Source organism: Rothia sp. HMSC075F09, assembly GCF_001810515.1.
Classification (GTDB): Bacteria; Actinomycetota; Actinomycetes; order Actinomycetales; family Micrococcaceae; genus Rothia.
This window is the reverse complement of sequence record NZ_KV801786.1, coordinates 61,424-78,907: the sequence shown is the minus strand read 5'-3', so window position 1 is coordinate 78,907 and position 17,484 is coordinate 61,424. Positions and strand designations below refer to the sequence as shown.

Sequence of the window (17,484 nt, the reverse complement as noted above, 5' to 3'; positions counted from 1 at the left end):
AAGCAGAGAGGGGCCCGGCATCCAGTATGGATGCCGGGCCCCTGGTGTTTTAAATTCGCTGTCTTAGCGGCTCATGCCCCTTAGCGGGTAATGGTCGCCGAAGCAGTCAGACCAGAAATGTCCTGGTAAGCTACGCCTCGGCGGGCTCGTCCGGGGTTTTGTCGGCGAAGAGATCGAAGAATCCCACGGGAACCTCTTGCAGTTGCTCTAAAAATACATGGTACTTTAGGATACTGAGCGATGCGGCACCAACCTTGCGTGAGAGAAAAACACGCCCCAAACCCGTGAAGAGGCTCGGGACGCGTCCGCACTCAGCCGGGGCGGGTGCATCCGGCAAACCCTAGCGCAGCTTATTGCTGTTAGGCGCCGATGCGAGAGCCTGAGCTATCGGGGTGGGCCCGCCAATAAACGGGAGCGCCTTCCCAACCGTGGACGGGTCCTCAAGAACCGCCGCCAGCACCTGGGCAACGGTGGCCCGCGGAGTATTAGATTCGGCGCCGGGCGTGTGGGCGGGCTCAATCCCCAGAGTAATGCCGCCTGCCTCCTCAAGGGTGAGCGTCCCCGGCCCCAGAATCGTGTAATCCAGCCCCGAGCCGCGCAGGTGCTCATCGGCGATCGTCTTCGACTCGGCGTAGGCGTAAAAACTGTCATCAGGGTCGATGCCGTGCCCGGAACCCGCGCCCAGGTACGATACCATCACGTACCGTTTAATACCGGCCAGCCGCGCCGCATCCATCGACCGGATCGCAGCGTCACGGTCAATCGCATAGGTGCGTTCGGGGCCACCTACACCGCCCGCACCCGCGGACCACACCAGCACTTCTGTATGTAAATCCTTGAAGAGCTTCGCCATCTCCTCGGTGCTCAACGCGGTAATGTCAGCGACCACAGGGTTCGCCCCGCGCGTGACAATATCCTCTGACTGCTCCGGCCTGCGAATAAGCGCATTGACCGCATGCCCGCGCTCCACCAGCAGCGGCTCGGCCAGAAGAGCAACCTTGCCGTGCCCGCCAATGATCGTAACGTTAGCCATCGTATCCTCCTGTATGTTGAAAAATACTTGTATATCCAGAATAGGCTTGCTGTGCCGCAACGTCTATGGTTTTTCTTATGCTTCCCGAGAACGACAGATACCCGCATTCCCTGTGCTGATGCGCTCAAACAGCACCGCATGATGAGAATTCTCGTGCGGGGCTCAAGACGGCGTTATGATGAAGTGCTAGGTTTTTATTGCCCGGCGGCACCGATGACGTGAACGACAAGCCGAACTACCTGAGCGTCATGAACTATTGCTACCAGCTGAGGGTCTGGTTCCCGCGAAGGACTAGCCTCTAGCAGCTACCGGCGGTGCCCGATAGTCCAAGCCTTAAACACGGCGAGGGGCCCGGCATCCATAACGGATGCCGGGCCCCCGGTGTTTAAATTCGCTGTCTTAGCGGGTCATTTCCCTTAGCGGGTGATGGTCGCCGAAGCGCGCAAACCAGCCAGGTCCTGGAAGGTGTACTCGCCACCCTCGGTCAGCTGCATTGCGACGCTACCGCTGGTGATCTGAGCGGTGGTGGTCAGAGTGTAGCTGGAGGTCACCTCGGTGAAGTACACCGGAACCAGCGAAGCCAGCACCTGCGCGTAGCTCACGCCGTCCTTCGCGGTGGCTTCCAGGTAGTCGGAGGTGCGGATGTCCAGTACGCCGGTCCAGACGTTGTCCTCGATGGTCGGCTCGTAGAACTTCGCGGTGTATGCGATGCCGTTGAACGCCGCCACGGCGGGGTTGTTGGTCTTTGCGCCGCCCGCACTCTTGGCGAGTGCCGGGATCTCAACGTCGTTATCGACATCCCACAGCAGCGGGTCGGTGACATCCTCGGCGGTGGGGAAAGTGAACTCGAAGGTCACCTGCAGATGCGCCTGAGGGTACAGCCAGGAGCTGCCCTGGAACTCGCCCTTGGAGTTGATGGGTGCGGAAATCCACAGACCCGCGCCACCGTACAGGCCGGCACCGACGCTACCTCCGGGGGTGAAGGTGCCGCCGCCGCGGCTCTGCGGGGTGGTGGAGGTTGCGCTGATGTTGGGAACCTGCACGGTGTAGGAGTCCAGACCGTAGCGGGTATCAAAGTCGTTGGAGGGGTTCGAGTTGAACGCCTGGGTGAAGACACCGAACTTCAGGGTCGGGGTTTCCTGCGCGTCGGTGGATGCCGCGTAGGCGGGTACCGCTGCGGCGGTTGCGATGACGGGGGTGCTCCATGCGGCACCCTTGATGAGTGCGCGGCGGTTCAGACCGTTAGTGGTGTTCGAGGAAGAAGTCATGGGATCTCTCTTGTTGTGAAAAATGTGGTGATGCATGTGATTTGAATTACTGATACTCTAATGTAATTCAGCTCATCTTCAAAATTATCTCAACTTTTACTTCAATGTATGAACATTGCGGCACCCAGCTCACCTAATACGTGAAACGGGAGCATCATGGAAACCGTGGAGAACGCCCTCCCGGAAAACTCCACAGAAACACCACCGGTCACCACACACTGAAGGAACACAACATGGCATTTATGAAGAGCGCACGCGTCACGCTTGCCTCCCTCGCAGTGCTCTGCCTGGGCACTATCGCAGCCCCCGCAGCAAACGCCTACAGCCCCGATATTGACGGCGACGGCATCCCCAACACCTGGGAAATGAAGGGCTACGACGCTGACGGCGACGGCAAAATCGACGTCGACTTCCCCGCAATGGGCGCAGACCCCAACCACAAGGACATCTTCGTTGAGATGGACTACATGGCAGGTCTGCTGCCCAGCGAAGACGAACTGGACCGCATCACCAAGATTTATGCCGACCTGCCCCTGCGCAACCCCGACGGCACTACCGGCGTGAACATCCACCTGGACGCCGGTAGCGCCCGCAGCGCCAAGTACAACCTGGGCGGCGGCAACGAAATCAGCTACCAGGCACTCGACAGCGAATTCAAGGCGCTCCACCGAATCAAGGCAACCGAAGGTAAGTTCAACCCCGCCCGCGAAGGCACCTTCCACTACATGATCTGGGGCGACTACTACGACAACAGCTACTCCTCCGGTATCGCTAACTTTGGCGGTCGTAACTTTATGGTCACCGTCGGCCCGACCTTCTGGGGCGAGGCAAGCAGCAACATCCGCGTGGCAGTGTTCGTGCACGAGCTCGGCCACAACCTCGCACTGAGCCACGGCGGCTGGGACGAAATCAACTACAAGCCCAACTACTACAGCGTCATGAACTACCAGTACACCCTCACCGGCGTGCCCATGGCTGACGGTAGCCGCTACTTCGGCTACTCCACCGCCGAATACCGCATGCTCAACGAGGCGAAGCTGTACGAGGCGCGTGGCTTCGGTCCCCGCGCGGCTGGCTTCCTGTACAAGGGCAAGCCCGCCAACCAGCCGATTGACTTCAACGGCAACGGCAAAATCGACACCGAGCCGGTGTCCGTGGACCTGAACGGTGACGGCATGATCACGAACCTGGGTGCCGCAAACGATGTGAAGATGATCCGCTTCCAGGCGACCGAGCACCCCGAGAAGGACAAGGGCCCCGAGCACATTGAGCCGAGCGGTATTACCGCCGAACACGCTCGTTCGCTGGGCCTGATTAAGTAGGCTGAATAGGTGGCGCAACGCCAACAGAGAGCCTTGTCAGCTCAGTAAAATGGCATAGCAAAAGGTGCGGATACCGAATCATCATTCGGTATCCGCACCTTTACTCTATGTAGCTTTCAGCTCAGCGCAGCGTGCAGCTCGGCACAGTGCTCAGCTCAGCAACAGAGCCTAGACAGCCTCGCTCACGCGGCCGGTATCCACCAGCACCTGCGCAATGTGGCCCAGCGCCTCCTCGTTCTGCAGCGAAGAAACATCGCCCAAAGAACGGCCCTGGTACAGCTCACCAAGCAGACGGCGAGTAATCTTACCCGAACGAGTCTTCGGGATATCAGCAACTGCCACAACATCCTTCGGCTTAGCAATCGGGCCAATGTGCTCACGCACGTGCGCGGTCAGCGCTGCCTTCAACTCATCCTCAGTCAGGTCCTTACCCTCATCGGTGAGCGTCACGTAGGCAACCGCCTGGTGACCGGTCAGCTCATCCTCCACGGGGCAGACACCAGCCTCAACCACAGCCGGGTGAGTCACCAGAGCCGACTCAATCTCAATCGTGGACAGGCGGTGACCCGAAATGTTAATCACGTCATCAATACGGCCGAGGATGTACACGTTACCCTCTTCGTCTTCCTTCGCGCCGTCGCCAGCGAGGAACCAGCCGCGCTCGCCGTAGTGACGCCAGTAGGAATCCAGGTAACGCTGCGGGTTCTGCCACACGGTACGAGCCATCGAGGGGCCAATCTTATCGACCACGATGAAGCCCTGCTTACCGGGTTCGACCGGGTCGCCGTGCTCATCCACCACGCGGGTGGACACGCCGGGAACGGCACGGGTAGCGCAACCGGGCAGGGGAGTGCAGTGCGGGGTACCCTCCGGGTAGGTGCCCTCGGGTGCGAATGCGGGGTCGTGCGGGCGCGGGGAGCACACGGTCGAACCGGTTTCAGACTGCCACCAGGTGTCGATGAACGCCGCGGTGCCGCCGCCCACGTGCTGACGCAGCCAGCGCCACGCCTCCGGGTTAATGGATTCACCCACCGAACCGAGCAGACGCACGGTCGAGAAGTCGTACTTGCCGGGCTCCGGGCCGTTCGGGAACGCACCCATGAGGGAGCGAATCAGGGTCGGCGCGGTGTAGTAGTTGGTCACGCCGTAGCGTTCGATGACCTCGAAGTGGCGACCGTAGTGCGGGGTGTTCGGGGTACCCTCGTAAATCACCTCGGACACGCCGTTGACCAGCGGACCGTAGATTTCGTAGGTGTGCGCGGTCACCCACGCCAGGTCGGCGGTGCACCAGTGAACGGTGGACTCAACCTTTTCCGGGTCATTAACAGCCGACAGCTCGTCGGGGCGCAGCACGCCGTTCTCGTCCACGTAATCCGGCAGCAGATCGTACAGCAGCGCGTGAGTGTACGCGGTCTGCACCAGGTATCCAGCCATGGTGTGCACCAGACCCTTGGGCTTACCGGTCGTGCCGGAGGTGTAAATAATGAACAGCGGATCCTCGGCGTCGTGCAGTTCGTAGGCGTGAGTATCCGGCTGGTCGTCCACCAGGTCGTGGTACCAGACGTCGCGGCCCTCAGTCCACGGCACAGCGGCGTGCGCCACCGGGTCGGAGGCGCTGGTGCGGTCCACCACGATAACGTGCTCGATGTTGTTCTCACCGGAGCATGCTTCGTCGGCGTTGACCTTCACGGGAACGACCTTGCCGCGGCGGTTCTGGCCGTCGGTGGTGATGAGAACCTTCGCGCCGGTGTCTTCCACACGGAACTTCAGCGCCTCGGCGGAGAAACCACCGAACACGAGCGAGTGAATCGCACCAATACGCGCGCAGGCGAGGGTGAAGATAATGGTTTCGGGGATGACGGGCAGGTAGATGACCACGCGGTCACCCTTGCGCACGCCCAGGGACAGCAGGCCGTTCGCTGCCTTCGCGATGCGGCGCTGCAGCTCGGCGTAGGTGATGGCTTCGCGGTCGCCGGGTTCACCTTCAAAGTAGAGGGCGACCTTGTCGCCGCGGCCCGCCTCCACGTGGCGGTCTACGCAGTTGTAGGCGACGTTCAGCTTACCGCCCTCGAACCACTTAATTTCGGGAATCGTGAACTGTTCGATGCCGTCCTCATCGAAGCCGAGGGACTTCGGCTTCTCGAAGCGGTGCGCGGTGTGCCAGGGCTCAGCCCAGGTGAGGCGCTGCGCCTGCTTCTCCCAGAACTCGACGCGTGCCTCGTCAGATTCGAGCGCGGGGTTCGGAGTGGGGTTCAGCGGGTCGGTGAACGAGTAGGGGGTGGGCAGTCCCATTATTCTCCCATCGGTTGCTGGCATTAGCACCCTTGCTCGCCGCGCCGCTGTCTGTGTGACCGTGGGGTCTGTGTGTGCGTTGGCGAGGGGGTTGCTGCGACGTCACGGAGCCAGGTCTCTCGGTCGCTCTGGATGGTTTGCCTTCTTAGTAAAGCGCGCTCGAGGGGGTGGACGCAAAGGGGACCGTCATATTCGGAATGGTGAGTACCAGTTCGTAATATAACGACATATTTAAAGACCCCGCCCCGCGCTCACTGCTGTGGGGCGCGGGGCGGGATTCATCATCATCATTCAGTAGGCGACAGGTTTCCCCGCCGACTTCTTTCTCCGGCGCGTAGCGATGATTAGCTCACCTTTGGGGAGCAGCCACGCGGCGGACATCTCTCCTAAAACTCAGCGCGTGCTGAGTGTTACGTTTAGCTGTGGTGCTAGTTGCTGGTGGCGTTAGTTGCTGGGGTACTTCGCCTTCACCCAGCGCTCGAACACGCCCACCAGCGCGTCGGTAATCTTACCGAGCACCGCCAGCGCCACAATGGCCAGCAGCAGGCGGTCGGTGCGGCCGTTGTTCTGCGAGTCGGTCAGCAGGTAACCCAGGCCCATGGATGCACCCAGCAGCTCAGCGGCGACCAGGAACAGCCACGCCTGAGCCAGCGCCAGACGCAGACCCGAAACGACCGACGGCAGAACCGCGGGAAGCTGAACCGTGGTGAACAGGCGCAGACCCTTCAGACCGAAGGCGCGTGCCGCCTCCACAAGCTTGGGGTCAACGTGCGCCAGAGCCGCAGAAACCGTGGTGTACACCGGGAAGAACGCACCAATAGCAACCAGGGTCACCTTGGAATTCTCGCCGATACCGATCCACAGCAGAAGCAGCGGAACCCACGCCAGGGACGGCACGGCACGTAGCGCACCAATGGTCGGTGCGGCAATCAGACGCACCGGCGCAGACAAGCCAATCAGCGCACCAAGCACCAGGCCGAGCACGGCACCAATACCGAAACCAATCAGCACACGCTGAGTAGAAATCGCCACGTGGCGGCCCAACTCGCCGCGCTGTGCCAGCTCAACACCGGCGCTGACCACACGGTCGGGGGAGGGCAGCTGAACCTGGGTGAACACGCCGTTCGTGCTCAGAATGTACCAGAGGGCAATCAGCGCCAGGGGAAGAATCAGGCCCAGGTACTGCTTACCGGCGAACGGGTTCGACGGCAGCTTCACGGAAGAGACACGCTTCTCGGCACGCTCAGCGCGAGCGCTGGAGGCGGCGGTAATCGTTGCGGCGGTCATTACTTCTCAACCACCTTTGCGATCTTCTCAACGGCTGCGCTGTCAGCCTTCTTTGCGAACTGGTCGTCCACAATGCTGTTCAGTGCCTTGTCCACGTCGGACTGGGAGGGAACGTCGCCGGACTCCACCAGGATCGGGCCGACGCCCTTGAGAACCTCAACCTGCTTAGCGCCCGGAACCGGGTCGATATCCAGGTGGGTGCGCTCCATGACGACCTGGGCGGTCTCGTGCTTAATGCCGGACTCCTCCTCGACAATCTTCACAGCCTCTTCGGGGTTCTTCTTAGCCCAGGCGCGAGCGTACTCGTACACGTCCACGATGGCCTGTGCGGCGGTCGGGTTGGACTGAATGAACTTCTCGGTCGCGTTCAGGAAGCCGTAGGTGTTGAAGTTCAGGTTGCGGTAGAAGAGCACGTCGCCGCTTTCCACCTCTGCGGCAGCCATGATCGGATCCAGGCCGCTCCACGCGTTGACCTGACCGTTATCCAGGGCGGTGCGACCGTCGGCGTGCTGCAGGTTCTGAATGGTCAGATCCGAAGCGGAAATACCCTCCTGCTTGAGTGCCTGCAGCAGCAGGAAGTACGGGTCAGTACCCTTGGTCACGGCAACGGTCTTACCCTTCAGGTCCGCAACCTTGGTGATGCCCGAATCCTTGCGGGTCACCAGAGCCGACCACTCCGGCTGCGAGTAGAGGCTAATGACCTTGATGGGGGAGCCATTAGCGCGTGCCAGCAGCGCCGCCGAACCGGCGGTCGAGCCGACATCAATATTGCCGCTACGCAGCGCCTCATTCGCCTTGTTCGAACCGGCCGACTTGACCCACTCAACCTTCTTACCCTCCGCGGCGAGGGCAGTCTCAAGCCAACCCTTCTTGCGGATAATCAGGGACAGCGGGTTGTAGGTCGCGTAGTCAATGGTCACGGTGTTCTGGTCGCCACCACCGGCAGCACCGGAGGCGTTAGCGGAACCGGACCCTTCACCGGCGCAGGCGCTGAGCAGAGTAGCAAAAGCGGCGGCTGCGGCAAGGGACTTGAGGGCGGTACGGCGAGACGGGGAGTAAGTCATGATGAAATCTTTTCGCTTCTGAAGATGATGATGTGATGTGTGAGAAATGCGTTTCGTGGCGGCTTTAGGCGTTATCTTCCACGCCGAGCTCAGCCAGCAGTTCGCTGCGCAGCGCCGTGATCTCTGCATCGGCGCGGTCACGCGGGTGAGAGCGGTCAACGGTCACAATGCGCTGGATGGTGGCGGGCGCCTCCGGGGTGTCCTTACCGAGGACAATCACCCGGTCAGAGAGGTACAGCGCCTCTTCCACATCGTGGGTGACCAGCAGAATCGTGGTCGGATCTTGACGGTGCACGTCCAACAGCAAATCCTGCATGTTGATGCGGGTCAGCGCGTCTAGAGCACCGAAGGGCTCGTCGAGCAACAGCACGCCGGGGTTGCGTGCGAGCGCTCGCGCCAGGGACACGCGCTGAGCCATACCGCCTGAAATTTCCTTGGGACGGTGGGTTGCGTATTCGCCCAGGCCGACCAGGTCGAGCAGGCGCGCTACGGATGCTGCGCCTTCAGATTTTTTGGTGCCCTGCGGCAGTCCGAGTGCCACGTTGTCGGCGACGGTGCGCCAGGGGAGCAGGCGCGGTTCCTGAAAGCCGATAGCTACGCGGGGGTCGAGGCCGGTCACTGCCTTCTCGCCGATACGCACGGTACCTGCGGTGATGCGGTTCAGGCCTGCTGCTGCACGCAGGAGGGTGGATTTGCCGCATCCGGAGGATCCGATGACGGAGATAATCTCGCCGGGGGCTGCGGTGAAGGAGACTCCGCGAAGAACTTCGTGGGTTCCGCCGGGCACGGGGAAAGACTGTCCGACGTCTTCAAAGCTCAAGGGGACGGCGGCGGTGGATACGGCACGGCGGCCGTTCTTTTCACTGGTGGGTACGTCAGTTACTGCACTGTTGAGTGTCATGTCACTTCCATCGTTCCTGGCGTTAGCACCGGGGGCGGAAGAATCCGTGTCGGTTGCTGCGACGTCGTGGAGCCAGGTCTCTCAGTCGCTCTGGATGGTTTGCTTCTCCCACCCTATGGGCTGTGGCGTGCCTCAATCAACCCGGCGGGCGCGTATGAATTTCTATGACCGTATATTTCGCATTTATCACGAAATATTTCGGTTCCACGTCACAAAAAGATTTTTTCGTCACAAACGTGACCTCCCTCCCGCGCGCCCCGTACACTCAAACCACGAGATCATGAGTCCCGGCGCTAAGCTCTGGCTAGCCGGGCGGCAACCCTCTCCCGTAGCGGGGTGCCCCAGATGATGATCTGGCCTCAACGAAAAGAGGCAAGTACGGCGCGAACGCGCCACCTGCACGAAGGCCACCACCGAACGCAGAAGGCAAGAAGGAGGCGGCGCGCGGGGTGCAGGGTACAAACCCGATCGTCCCCGATCATTCGCGAAAGGAAAATCGATGGCTGAGCAGAAGAAGCGCATCGTAGTTAACGCATTCGAAATGACCTGCATCGGTCACCAGAGCTTCGACCTCTGGCGTCACCCGCGCTCCCGCGCAACCGAGTACAACACCATCAAGTACTGGACTGACCTGGCTAAGACCCTTGAGCGCGGCCTGTTCGACGCCGTGTTCATCGCTGATGTTGTCGGCATCTACGACGTGTACAAGAACTCTGCCGCTCCCGCCATTGAGGGTGCCGCTCAGGTTCCCGTGAATGACCCCGCAACCCAGATTTCTGCAATGGCTGCAGTGACCGAGCACCTCGGCTTCGGTGTGACTGCTGCCGCTACTTTCGAGCAGCCCTACACTCTGGCTCGCCGCTACGCCTCCCTCGACCACCTCACCGAGGGCCGCGTCGGCTTCAACGTTGTGACCTCTTACCTGCCTTCGGCTGCTGAGAACCAGGGCCTGCCCACCCAGATTCCGCACGACGAGCGCTACGAAATCGCCGACGAGTTCCTGGACGTCTGCTACAAGCTGTGGGAAGGCTCCTGGGAAGACGGCGCAGTAGTCAAGGACCGTGAGCGCGGCGTCTACGCTGACCCCTCCAAGGTCCACCCGATTGGTCACAAGGGTAAGTACTTCTCCGTGCCCGGCATCTCCCTGACCGAGCCGAGCCCGCAGCGCACCCCCGTGATTTTCCAGGCTGGCGCATCCAGCCGCGGCCAGAAGTTCTCCGGTAAGCACGCTGAGGCTGTGTTCATCAGCGCTCTGCGCCCGGACCTGACCCGCGTTGTGACCGACCGTATCCGTGCCTCTGCCGAGGAGCAGGGCCGTAGCCGCGACGACGTCAAGATCCTCGCAATGCTCTCCGTCATCGTGGATGAGACCGAGGAGAAGGCAAAGGCAAAGTACGAGGAGTACAAGAAGTACATCAACCTCGACTCTGCACAGGCTATCATCGGCGGCTGGTCCGGTGTTGACCTGTCCCAGTTCGACGAGGACGAGGTCCTGAACTACGTGCAGACCGAGTCGATTCAGTCCTTCCTGACCCCCTTCACCCTGCAGGCGAAGGACAAGAAGTGGACCCGCAAGGCCATCGCTGAGCACACCACCCTCGGCGGCATGGGCGAGGTCATTGTTGGTGACCCGGTTCAGGTTGCTGACGAGCTTGAGCGCTGGATTGACGAGGGTGGCCTGGACGGCATCAACCTGGCGTACCACGTCTCCCCGGGCTCCTTCGAGGACTTCATCGAGTACGTTGTTCCCGAGCTGCAGAAGCGCGGCCGCTACCGCACCGAGTACGAGGGCAACACCCTGCGTGAGAACATCTTCGGTAAGGGCCACACCAAGGTTGCTGACTCCCACCCGGCTGCTAAGTACCGCGGCGCATACGTGGGTAAGCCTTCGGCTGCTGACACCCCGGCTCGCGCGATCGCTGAATAAGCGTTGCCGCTGAAGCGTGCCGTGTAGGTTCGCTCAAACTTAACGATTGAAAACAAGAACGCCCGTTCTGCTGGAGGATTTGTATCCCCGGCAGGGCGGGCGTTTCTTTGCGCTGTGCCGCCGTCGCTTTCTTGATACAGGGCACCTTCTTGACGCGGCGCTTTCTTTATACTGGTTGGCATGATTGAACTTAACCATGATGACCGCTGCCCCTGCTCGAGCGGCGAGGTGTACGGCACCTGCTGCGGCAGGTTCCTGGGCGAGTTTGCCGCCTCCGGCACGCTGACTGCTCCCGCGCCGGAGCAGCTGATGCGCTCGCGTTTTACCGCGTTTGCGACCGGGGATGCGGCGTACCTGCTGGCGAGCTGGCATCCGAGTACTCGCCCGGCTACCTTGGAGTTGGAGGATGATATCCGCTGGTATCGCCTGGATATTCTGGGTGCTTCGGGTGGCCCGTTTGATGCGTCCGGTACGGTGGAGTTCGTTGCGTATTACCGTTCGGTGCCGGGTGTCCCTGCGGAGGAGCGGGTGAAGGGCAGCATGCATGAGCTGTCGCGCTTTGAGAAGGTGGGCGGCACCTGGCTCTATGTGGATGGAGACGTCCGCTAAATCTCGTAACTTTCCCTGCCTCTCATACGTGCAGAGTGTGGGCATAGAAGAAATGGCAGAATCATTCCGAAACCGGAACGATTCTGCCATTCTTTGTTGACGCCTCTCAACGAGGCTAACTATCGGGACTGTTGGACTTAGCTAGTCCAGCCGTTAATGATGCCCATACCGAAGTAAATCACGAACACCGCGGACACCAGGTACATCAGCCAGTGCACGTCCTTGCCGCGGCCCTGCACCAGGCGAATGAAGGTGTAGGACACGAAACCGGCGCCAATACCGTTCGCAATCGAGTACGACAGCGGCATGAAAATAATGGTCAGGAACGCCGGGATGCCCAGACCCCAGTCAGTCCAGTCAATATTCACAGCCTGGCGGATCATCAGGAAGCCGACCACAACCAGTGCGGGGGCAACCGCCTCGAAGGGAACGATGGTGACCAGGGGCGAGATGAAAATCGCCAGCAGGAACAGCACACCGGTCACAATGTTCGCGAAACCGGTGCGTGCGCCCGCACCAATACCCGTAGCGGACTCCACGAAAATCTGGTTCGCCGAACCGGACGCGCCACCACCAACAACGGAACCGAACGCATCCACGAGCAGGACCTTGTCGATGTCCTCAACCTTGCCGTCCTTCATGGTGCCAGCCTCGGCGGCAAGACCGACCGAAACGCCCATCGCGTCGAAGAACACAGACAGCAGAATGGTGAACACCAGCAGCGACGCAGCCAGCGGGCCGATGTGGGTGAATGCGCCGAACAGGTCAGCGGAACCGATGAGGGAGAAGTTCGGGGTGGTGAACTTCATGTCCGCCAGGGAAGGCACGTTCAGGGACCAGCCGGTCGCCGCCTCCTTCACAGAACCGGAGGGGACAACCGCCTCCAGAATCAGGGACAGCGCGGTGGAGGCGAGCACGCCCCACAGGATCGCACCCTTCACGTTACGGATGAACAGGGCGATGGTGAAGAACAAGCCGAAGAGGAAGACGAGGGTGGGCCAGCCGAGCAGGTGACCGCCCGCGCCGAGGCTCACCGGAACGGTGGTGCCGGCTGCGTCAGGCATGCGGCGGATAATGCCGGAGTCGACCAGACCGATAAAGGAAATGAAGAAGCCGATACCGACCACAATCGCGGTCTTGAGCGACTCAGGGACCGCCTCAAACACCGCGGTACGGAAGCCGGTGAGCACCAGAACGGTCATGATTAGACCGGCAAGAACGACCAGGCCCATGATGTCTGCCCAGGTCAGGTTCGGGGTGGTGGCAATGGTGGAGGCGAGCAGCGCGTTCACGCCCAGGCCAGCCGCCATGGCGAAGGGCTGCTTAGCGATAACACCCATGAGGATGGTCATCACGCCGGCAACCAGCGCGGTCACAGCCGCGACGGGTGCGATACCGAGGGTGCGCTCGGAAGCGTCAGCACCGGTACCGATGACGAGGGGGTTCAGCACCACGATGTAGCTCATGGCGAAGAATGCGGCGAGGCCGCCGCGGAATTCTGCGGCGATGGAGGAGCCGCGTTCGGAAATCTTGAAGTAGCGGTCGAGTGCACTGGTGGGTGCTGACGCCTTCTGGGGTTCAGACATGTGAGGATCCGTTGATGTTGTTCGGTGTGTACTGTTGTGCCGCCGGTTTCGCGGGTAAATTTCGCGGGTGCATTTCCCGGGTTGGGCGCCACAATGGTTCAACCATTGTAGGCGCCGCCGCGTAGCTTGTGCCGGTGAAACGCGTTGTGTGCGGCAATCCGGTCGGTGACGTGGTGTTTCCCCGCTCCTGTAGTTAGGTCGGCTGCAGGGGAAAGAATAGCGCAGGGCGGGGTACCGGCACACCAAAGGTGCCGATACCCCGCCCTGATGGTGCCTGCACCTCCACGTGTGGAGGGTGAGGCACCCGATGTATTTAGTGCATCCAGCCGGTAATCAGGCCGTTAGCGAAGAAGATGAGGAACACTGCGGAAACCACGTACATGAGCCAGTGCACGTCCTTGCCGCGGCCCTGCACCAGGCGGATGAAGACGTAGGACAGGAAGCCTGCGCCGATACCGTCCGCGATGGAGTAGGACAGGGGCATGAAGATGATGGTCATGAACGCGGGGATACCCAGACCCCAGTCGTTCCAGTCGATGTTCACTGCCTGGCGGATCATCAGGAAGCCAACGAACACCATTGCGGGTGCAACAGCTTCGAAGGGAACGATGGTGACCAGCGGGGACAGGAAGATTGCGACGAGGAACAGCGCGCCGGTGACGATGTTCGCAAAACCGGTGCGTGCACCCGCGCCGATACCGGTTGCGGATTCCACGAAAATCTGGCTGGAGGAGGAGGAAGTGCCACCGCCGACTACGGAGCCGAGGGCGTCCACGAGCAGGACCTTGTCGACGTTCTCGATCTGGCCGTCCTTGATGGTGCCTGCTTCGGTCGCGAGACCGACGGAGGTGCCCATTGCGTCGAAGAACGCGGAGATGAGGATGGTGAAGATCAGCAGAACTGCAGCCATGCCGCCGAGAGTGCCGAAGGCACCGAACAGGTCAGCGGAGCCGAACAGGGAGAAGTCGGGGAGCTTGCTGGTGTTGGAGTCCCAGACGGGGACGTTCAGGGACCAGCCGGTGGGGGACTGAAGCGAGCTGCCGGAGGGCACGACCTTCTCCAGGATGATGGAGAGAGCGGTGGAGGCGAGCACGCCGTAGAGGATTGCACCCTTCACGTTGCGGATGAACAGCGCAATGGTGAGGAACAAGCCGAAGATGAAGACGAGGGTGGGCCAGCCGAGCAGGTGGCCGCTGACACCGAAGGAGACGGGCACGGTGGTGCCTGCTGCGTCGGGCATGCGGCGGATGATACCTGCGTTGACGAGGCCGATGAAGGCGATGAAGAAGCCGATACCGACGACGATTGCGACCTTAAGCGATTCGGGGACCGCGTTGAACACTGCGGTGCGGAAGCCGGTCAGCACGAGGATGGTCATCAGCACACCAGCCCATACGACGAGGCCCATGATGGCGGGCCAGGTCAGTCCGGGGGTGGAGGCGATGGTGGTTGCCAGCAGTGCGTTCACGCCGAGGCCTGCCGCCATGGCGAAGGGCTGCTTGGCGACGACGCCCATGAGGATGGTCATGACGCCTGCGACCAGTGCGGTCATTGCTGCGACCTGCGGTACGCCGAGCGCGTTGCCGGATGCGTCCTTGCCGAGGCCGATGATGAGGGGGTTCAGCACGACGATGTAGCTCATCGCGAAGAAGGTGGCGAGGCCGCCGCGGAATTCGGCGGCGATGGTGGAGCCTCGCTCAGTGATCTTGAAGTAACGGTCCAGTGCGCCCTTGGCTTCTGCCTTGGGGTTCTGGGGAGCCGCGGTGTTCTCAGAAGACATTCGTGAAAATCCGTAGATACTCATAGTCGGGGCGTGACTCGGGGTTCCGAGCCCGCATAAAAAAGTGCCACTTCCCGGTGTGTTGGGGAGGTGACACTGTTGTACCGAAATATTCTACGGTTAAAGTTTCTCTAAGCGTTAATCCAGGAAATTCCCAGCTTTCGTTCAGAGATCTTTTGTGGGAGGCGTAATAGCGGTAACTATCTCTCGCCCCTGCGCGAACAATGATAGTTTGTTAGGTTAGTAGACCCTAAGTTTCTGCTATATTCGAGGTGAAACATGCGTCGCCGGATGCCAGGTTCCGTGTGGTGAGCCTTTTTCGGCATAGATGAGAATTCGGCATAGATGAGAAGGAGCCCACCGTGACTGAAACTCCCCAAGAAAACACCGCTGAGAATTACCCCGCCGCGGAATCCCTGCCGGTACGCCAGCGCGCCGTCGTAGCAACCGACCGCCCCGCCCGATACATCAAGCAGCTCGGCTCGCACATGGGCCGCAAGCTCGGCACTGCAGAACTGCCTGACGGGCTGCGTCTCACCTTCAACCGCGACGGCATTTTCCGCGGCTACGGCGACCTGCGCGAAGCCGAGGGCGCCCTCATTATGGAGGTGCGCGCCGCTAATGACGAGTTGGCCGCTGGTCTGGCGGATGTGCTGGGCCGCCACCTGGTCCGCTTCGGTGAACGTGAAGAACTGGTCGTGACCTTTGAGGCGGTACCCGCCTCCTAGTCTGTGCAGCCCTGTGCGGGTTGTATGTTTAGGCCCTATATACATAGCCCCCGGGGCTGGATGTACCACCCCGCCCGGATTAGGTGACAGAAAATTGTCCTATTTAGTGGGCGAAGACATATAAGCCACCGAACACCCGTCAATCCCCGGTAAAATAGGCAGGAAGTGAACACTAAGCTCACCGCCTGTTCGCGCCGCACCGGGCGCCGGCCGGTGAACTTCGAAAGGAAGATTTTCGTGTCTGAAGCAGCACGCCCCCTGCGCGTCGCCGTTATTGGTGCAGGTCCCGCCGGTATTTACACCGCCGACATCCTCACCAAGTCTGAAGAGGTCCGCACCGGCGCCGTCGAGGTCGCCATCGACATCTTCGACCGCTACCCTGCCCCCTTCGGCCTGATCCGCTACGGTGTGGCACCGGATCACCCCCGCATCAAGGGCATTATTACCGCACTGCACAAGGTCCTGGACCGCGGCGACATCCGTTTCTTCGGCAACGTCGAATACGGCAAGGACCTGACCCTCGCCGACCTGCGCGAACACTACGACGCCATCATCTTCGCAACCGGCGCGATTTTTGATGCACCCCTGAACATTAAGGGCATCGACCTGGACGGCTCCTACGGCGCAGCAGACTTCGTCTCCTGGTACGACGGCCACCCCGACTACCCCCGCACCTGGCCGCTCGAAGCTGAGCAGGTTGCAGTGCTCGGTAACGGCAACGTCGCCCTGGACGTCTCCCGCATCCTCTCCAAGCACGCTGACGACCTGCTCGTCACCGAAATCCCCGACAACGTCTACCAGGGTCTGAAGGCTTCCCCCGTGACCGACGTGCACGTCTTCGGTCGCCGCGGCCCCGCACAGATGAAGTTCACCCCGCTTGAGCTGCGCGAACTCGCACACTCCCGCGACGTGGACATCGTCCTGTACGAAGAGGACTTCCAGTTCGATGAAGCTTCCGAAGAAGCAATGGAGAAGAACGCACAGACCAAGGTCATGATGAAGACCCTGCGCGGCTGGCTGGAAGACCAGAAGACCAAGGAGCAGACCGCATCCCGCCGTCTGCACCTGCACTTCCTGCAGTCCCCGCACGAGATCCTCGGCGAAGACGGCAAGGTCGTGGGCCTGCGCATGGAACGCAACAAGCTCGACGGCAACGGCGGCATCATCGGCACCGGCGAGTACGTGGACTACCCCGTACAGGCTGTCTACCGCGCAATCGGCTACTTCGGTTCCGAACTGCCCGAAATCGGTTACGACGACAAGCGCGGCGTCATCACCAACGTTGAGGGTCGCGTCGTGGACGAGAACGGCGAGGTCGTTCCCGGCCTGTACGCATCCGGTTGGATTAAGCGCGGCCCTGTCGGCCTGATCGGCTCCACCAAGTCTGACGCGCTCGAAACCATCACCCACCTGCTCGAGGACCGCGAGAACCTCTACACCGCACCCGAGCCGGAGGCAGAGGCATTCAGCGCCTACCTGGACTCCAAGGGCATCAAGTACACCACCTGGGAAGGCTGGCACCGCCTGGACGACCACGAGAAGGCACTGGGCGCCGCATCCAAGGATGCAGCCGGTGAGCCTCGCGCCCGCGTGAAGGTTGTGGACCGCGACGAGATGGTCAACATCTCCCGCGGCGAGTAATCCTTACCTCTAGCACGTAGAGCATAGAAATCGACCCCGTACCGTG

13 protein-coding genes and 2 riboswitches are annotated in these 17,484 nt (G+C 61.1%); of the genes, 5 read left to right on the top strand and 8 right to left on the bottom strand.

Translation table 11 applies throughout. The features are described 5' to 3' along the window. Positions 1-340: 340 nt before the first annotated feature. Both HMPREF2749_RS04905 and HMPREF2749_RS04900 read right to left on the bottom strand, forming a co-directional pair. Positions 341-1,033 (bottom strand): SDR family oxidoreductase, encoded by a 693-nt coding sequence (locus HMPREF2749_RS04905; RefSeq protein ID WP_044151027.1) that lies wholly within the window; start codon positions 1,031-1,033, stop codon positions 341-343. A 416-nt stretch (positions 1,034-1,449) separates the two neighbouring features. Next, positions 1,450-2,301, bottom strand: a complete 852-nt coding sequence (locus HMPREF2749_RS04900) for a hypothetical protein (RefSeq protein WP_049338269.1) — start codon at positions 2,299-2,301, stop codon at positions 1,450-1,452. A 233-nt stretch (positions 2,302-2,534) separates the two neighbouring features. Between HMPREF2749_RS04900 and HMPREF2749_RS04895 the strand changes: the two genes are divergently transcribed. Then, the gene (locus HMPREF2749_RS04895; protein ID WP_070593578.1) at positions 2,535-3,623 is read left to right on the top strand and encodes a C4-dicarboxylate ABC transporter substrate-binding protein; all 1,089 of its coding nucleotides are present in this window, start codon (positions 2,535-2,537) and stop codon (positions 3,621-3,623) included. Positions 3,624-3,791: 168 nt separating this feature from the next. Here the strand turns inward: HMPREF2749_RS04895 and HMPREF2749_RS04890 are convergent, their stop codons facing one another. The 4 genes from HMPREF2749_RS04890 to HMPREF2749_RS04875 form a co-directional block, all read right to left on the bottom strand. Further along, on the bottom strand, positions 3,792-5,915 hold the full coding sequence (locus HMPREF2749_RS04890) for an AMP-binding protein (RefSeq protein ID WP_070593577.1): 2,124 nt from the start codon (positions 5,913-5,915) through the stop codon (positions 3,792-3,794). Between the two features lie 444 nt (positions 5,916-6,359). Beyond that, entirely contained in the window at positions 6,360-7,202 is an 843-nt protein-coding gene (locus HMPREF2749_RS04885; RefSeq protein WP_049350468.1) for an ABC transporter permease, read from the bottom strand. Further along, positions 7,202-8,266: an aliphatic sulfonate ABC transporter substrate-binding protein gene (locus HMPREF2749_RS04880; protein ID WP_070593576.1), complete on the bottom strand. Its 1,065-nt coding sequence runs from the start codon at positions 8,264-8,266 to the stop codon at positions 7,202-7,204. The genes HMPREF2749_RS04885 and HMPREF2749_RS04880 overlap by 1 nt, the downstream gene beginning before the upstream one ends. 64 nt (positions 8,267-8,330) lie before the next feature. Further along, on the bottom strand, positions 8,331-9,167 hold the full coding sequence (locus tag HMPREF2749_RS04875) for an ABC transporter ATP-binding protein (RefSeq protein ID WP_049327389.1): 837 nt from the start codon (positions 9,165-9,167) through the stop codon (positions 8,331-8,333). 4 nt (positions 9,168-9,171) lie between these two features. Continuing rightward, a riboswitch (SAM riboswitch) is annotated at positions 9,172-9,268 on the bottom strand. Positions 9,269-9,443: 175 nt separating this feature from the next. Next, positions 9,444-9,552: riboswitch (SAM riboswitch) on the top strand. A gap of 114 nt (positions 9,553-9,666) precedes the next feature. Between HMPREF2749_RS04875 and HMPREF2749_RS04870 the strand changes: the two genes are divergently transcribed. Beyond that, positions 9,667-11,094 carry an LLM class flavin-dependent oxidoreductase gene (locus HMPREF2749_RS04870; protein WP_049338264.1) on the top strand — a complete coding sequence of 476 codons (1,428 nt, stop codon included), beginning with the start codon at positions 9,667-9,669 and terminating at the stop codon, positions 11,092-11,094. 180 nt (positions 11,095-11,274) lie between these two features. Beyond that, a complete protein-coding gene (locus tag HMPREF2749_RS04865) occupies positions 11,275-11,703 on the top strand; it encodes a YchJ family protein (RefSeq protein ID WP_070505814.1) in 429 nt (142 codons plus the stop codon). Between the two features lie 137 nt (positions 11,704-11,840). Here HMPREF2749_RS04865 and HMPREF2749_RS04860 read toward each other — a convergent pair whose 3' ends face one another. Next, positions 11,841-13,289 (bottom strand): NCS2 family permease, encoded by a 1,449-nt coding sequence (locus tag HMPREF2749_RS04860; RefSeq protein ID WP_070593575.1) that lies wholly within the window; start codon positions 13,287-13,289, stop codon positions 11,841-11,843. Between the two features lie 313 nt (positions 13,290-13,602). Then, entirely contained in the window at positions 13,603-15,069 is a 1,467-nt protein-coding gene (locus tag HMPREF2749_RS04855) for an NCS2 family permease (RefSeq protein ID WP_070593574.1), read from the bottom strand. A 362-nt stretch (positions 15,070-15,431) separates the two neighbouring features. Between HMPREF2749_RS04855 and HMPREF2749_RS04850 the strand changes: the two genes are divergently transcribed. Together HMPREF2749_RS04850 and HMPREF2749_RS04845 are read left to right on the top strand one after the other, a co-directional pair. Further along, complete coding sequence (locus tag HMPREF2749_RS04850) at positions 15,432-15,797, top strand: DUF2218 domain-containing protein (RefSeq protein WP_070593573.1); 366 nt, start codon at positions 15,432-15,434, stop codon at positions 15,795-15,797. A gap of 237 nt (positions 15,798-16,034) precedes the next feature. Then, a complete protein-coding gene (locus tag HMPREF2749_RS04845; RefSeq protein WP_070593572.1) occupies positions 16,035-17,438 on the top strand; it encodes an FAD-dependent oxidoreductase in 1,404 nt (467 codons plus the stop codon). The last annotated feature ends 46 nt before the right edge of the window (positions 17,439-17,484 follow it).

Coding starts and splice junctions, on each gene's coding strand:
- HMPREF2749_RS04905 (WP_044151027.1), bottom strand. CDS start 1,033: ATGGCTAACGTTACGATCATTGGCGGGCACGGCAAGGTTGCTCTTCTG.
- HMPREF2749_RS04900 (WP_049338269.1), bottom strand. CDS start 2,301: ATGACTTCTTCCTCGAACACCACTAACGGTCTGAACCGCCGCGCACTC.
- HMPREF2749_RS04895 (WP_070593578.1), top strand. CDS start 2,535: ATGGCATTTATGAAGAGCGCACGCGTCACGCTTGCCTCCCTCGCAGTG.
- HMPREF2749_RS04890 (WP_070593577.1), bottom strand. CDS start 5,915: ATGGGACTGCCCACCCCCTACTCGTTCACCGACCCGCTGAACCCCACT.
- HMPREF2749_RS04885 (WP_049350468.1), bottom strand. CDS start 7,202: ATGACCGCCGCAACGATTACCGCCGCCTCCAGCGCTCGCGCTGAGCGT.
- HMPREF2749_RS04880 (WP_070593576.1), bottom strand. CDS start 8,266: ATGACTTACTCCCCGTCTCGCCGTACCGCCCTCAAGTCCCTTGCCGCA.
- HMPREF2749_RS04875 (WP_049327389.1), bottom strand. CDS start 9,167: ATGACACTCAACAGTGCAGTAACTGACGTACCCACCAGTGAAAAGAAC.
- HMPREF2749_RS04870 (WP_049338264.1), top strand. CDS start 9,667: ATGGCTGAGCAGAAGAAGCGCATCGTAGTTAACGCATTCGAAATGACC.
- HMPREF2749_RS04865 (WP_070505814.1), top strand. CDS start 11,275: ATGATTGAACTTAACCATGATGACCGCTGCCCCTGCTCGAGCGGCGAG.
- HMPREF2749_RS04860 (WP_070593575.1), bottom strand. CDS start 13,289: ATGTCTGAACCCCAGAAGGCGTCAGCACCCACCAGTGCACTCGACCGC.
- HMPREF2749_RS04855 (WP_070593574.1), bottom strand. CDS start 15,069: ATGTCTTCTGAGAACACCGCGGCTCCCCAGAACCCCAAGGCAGAAGCC.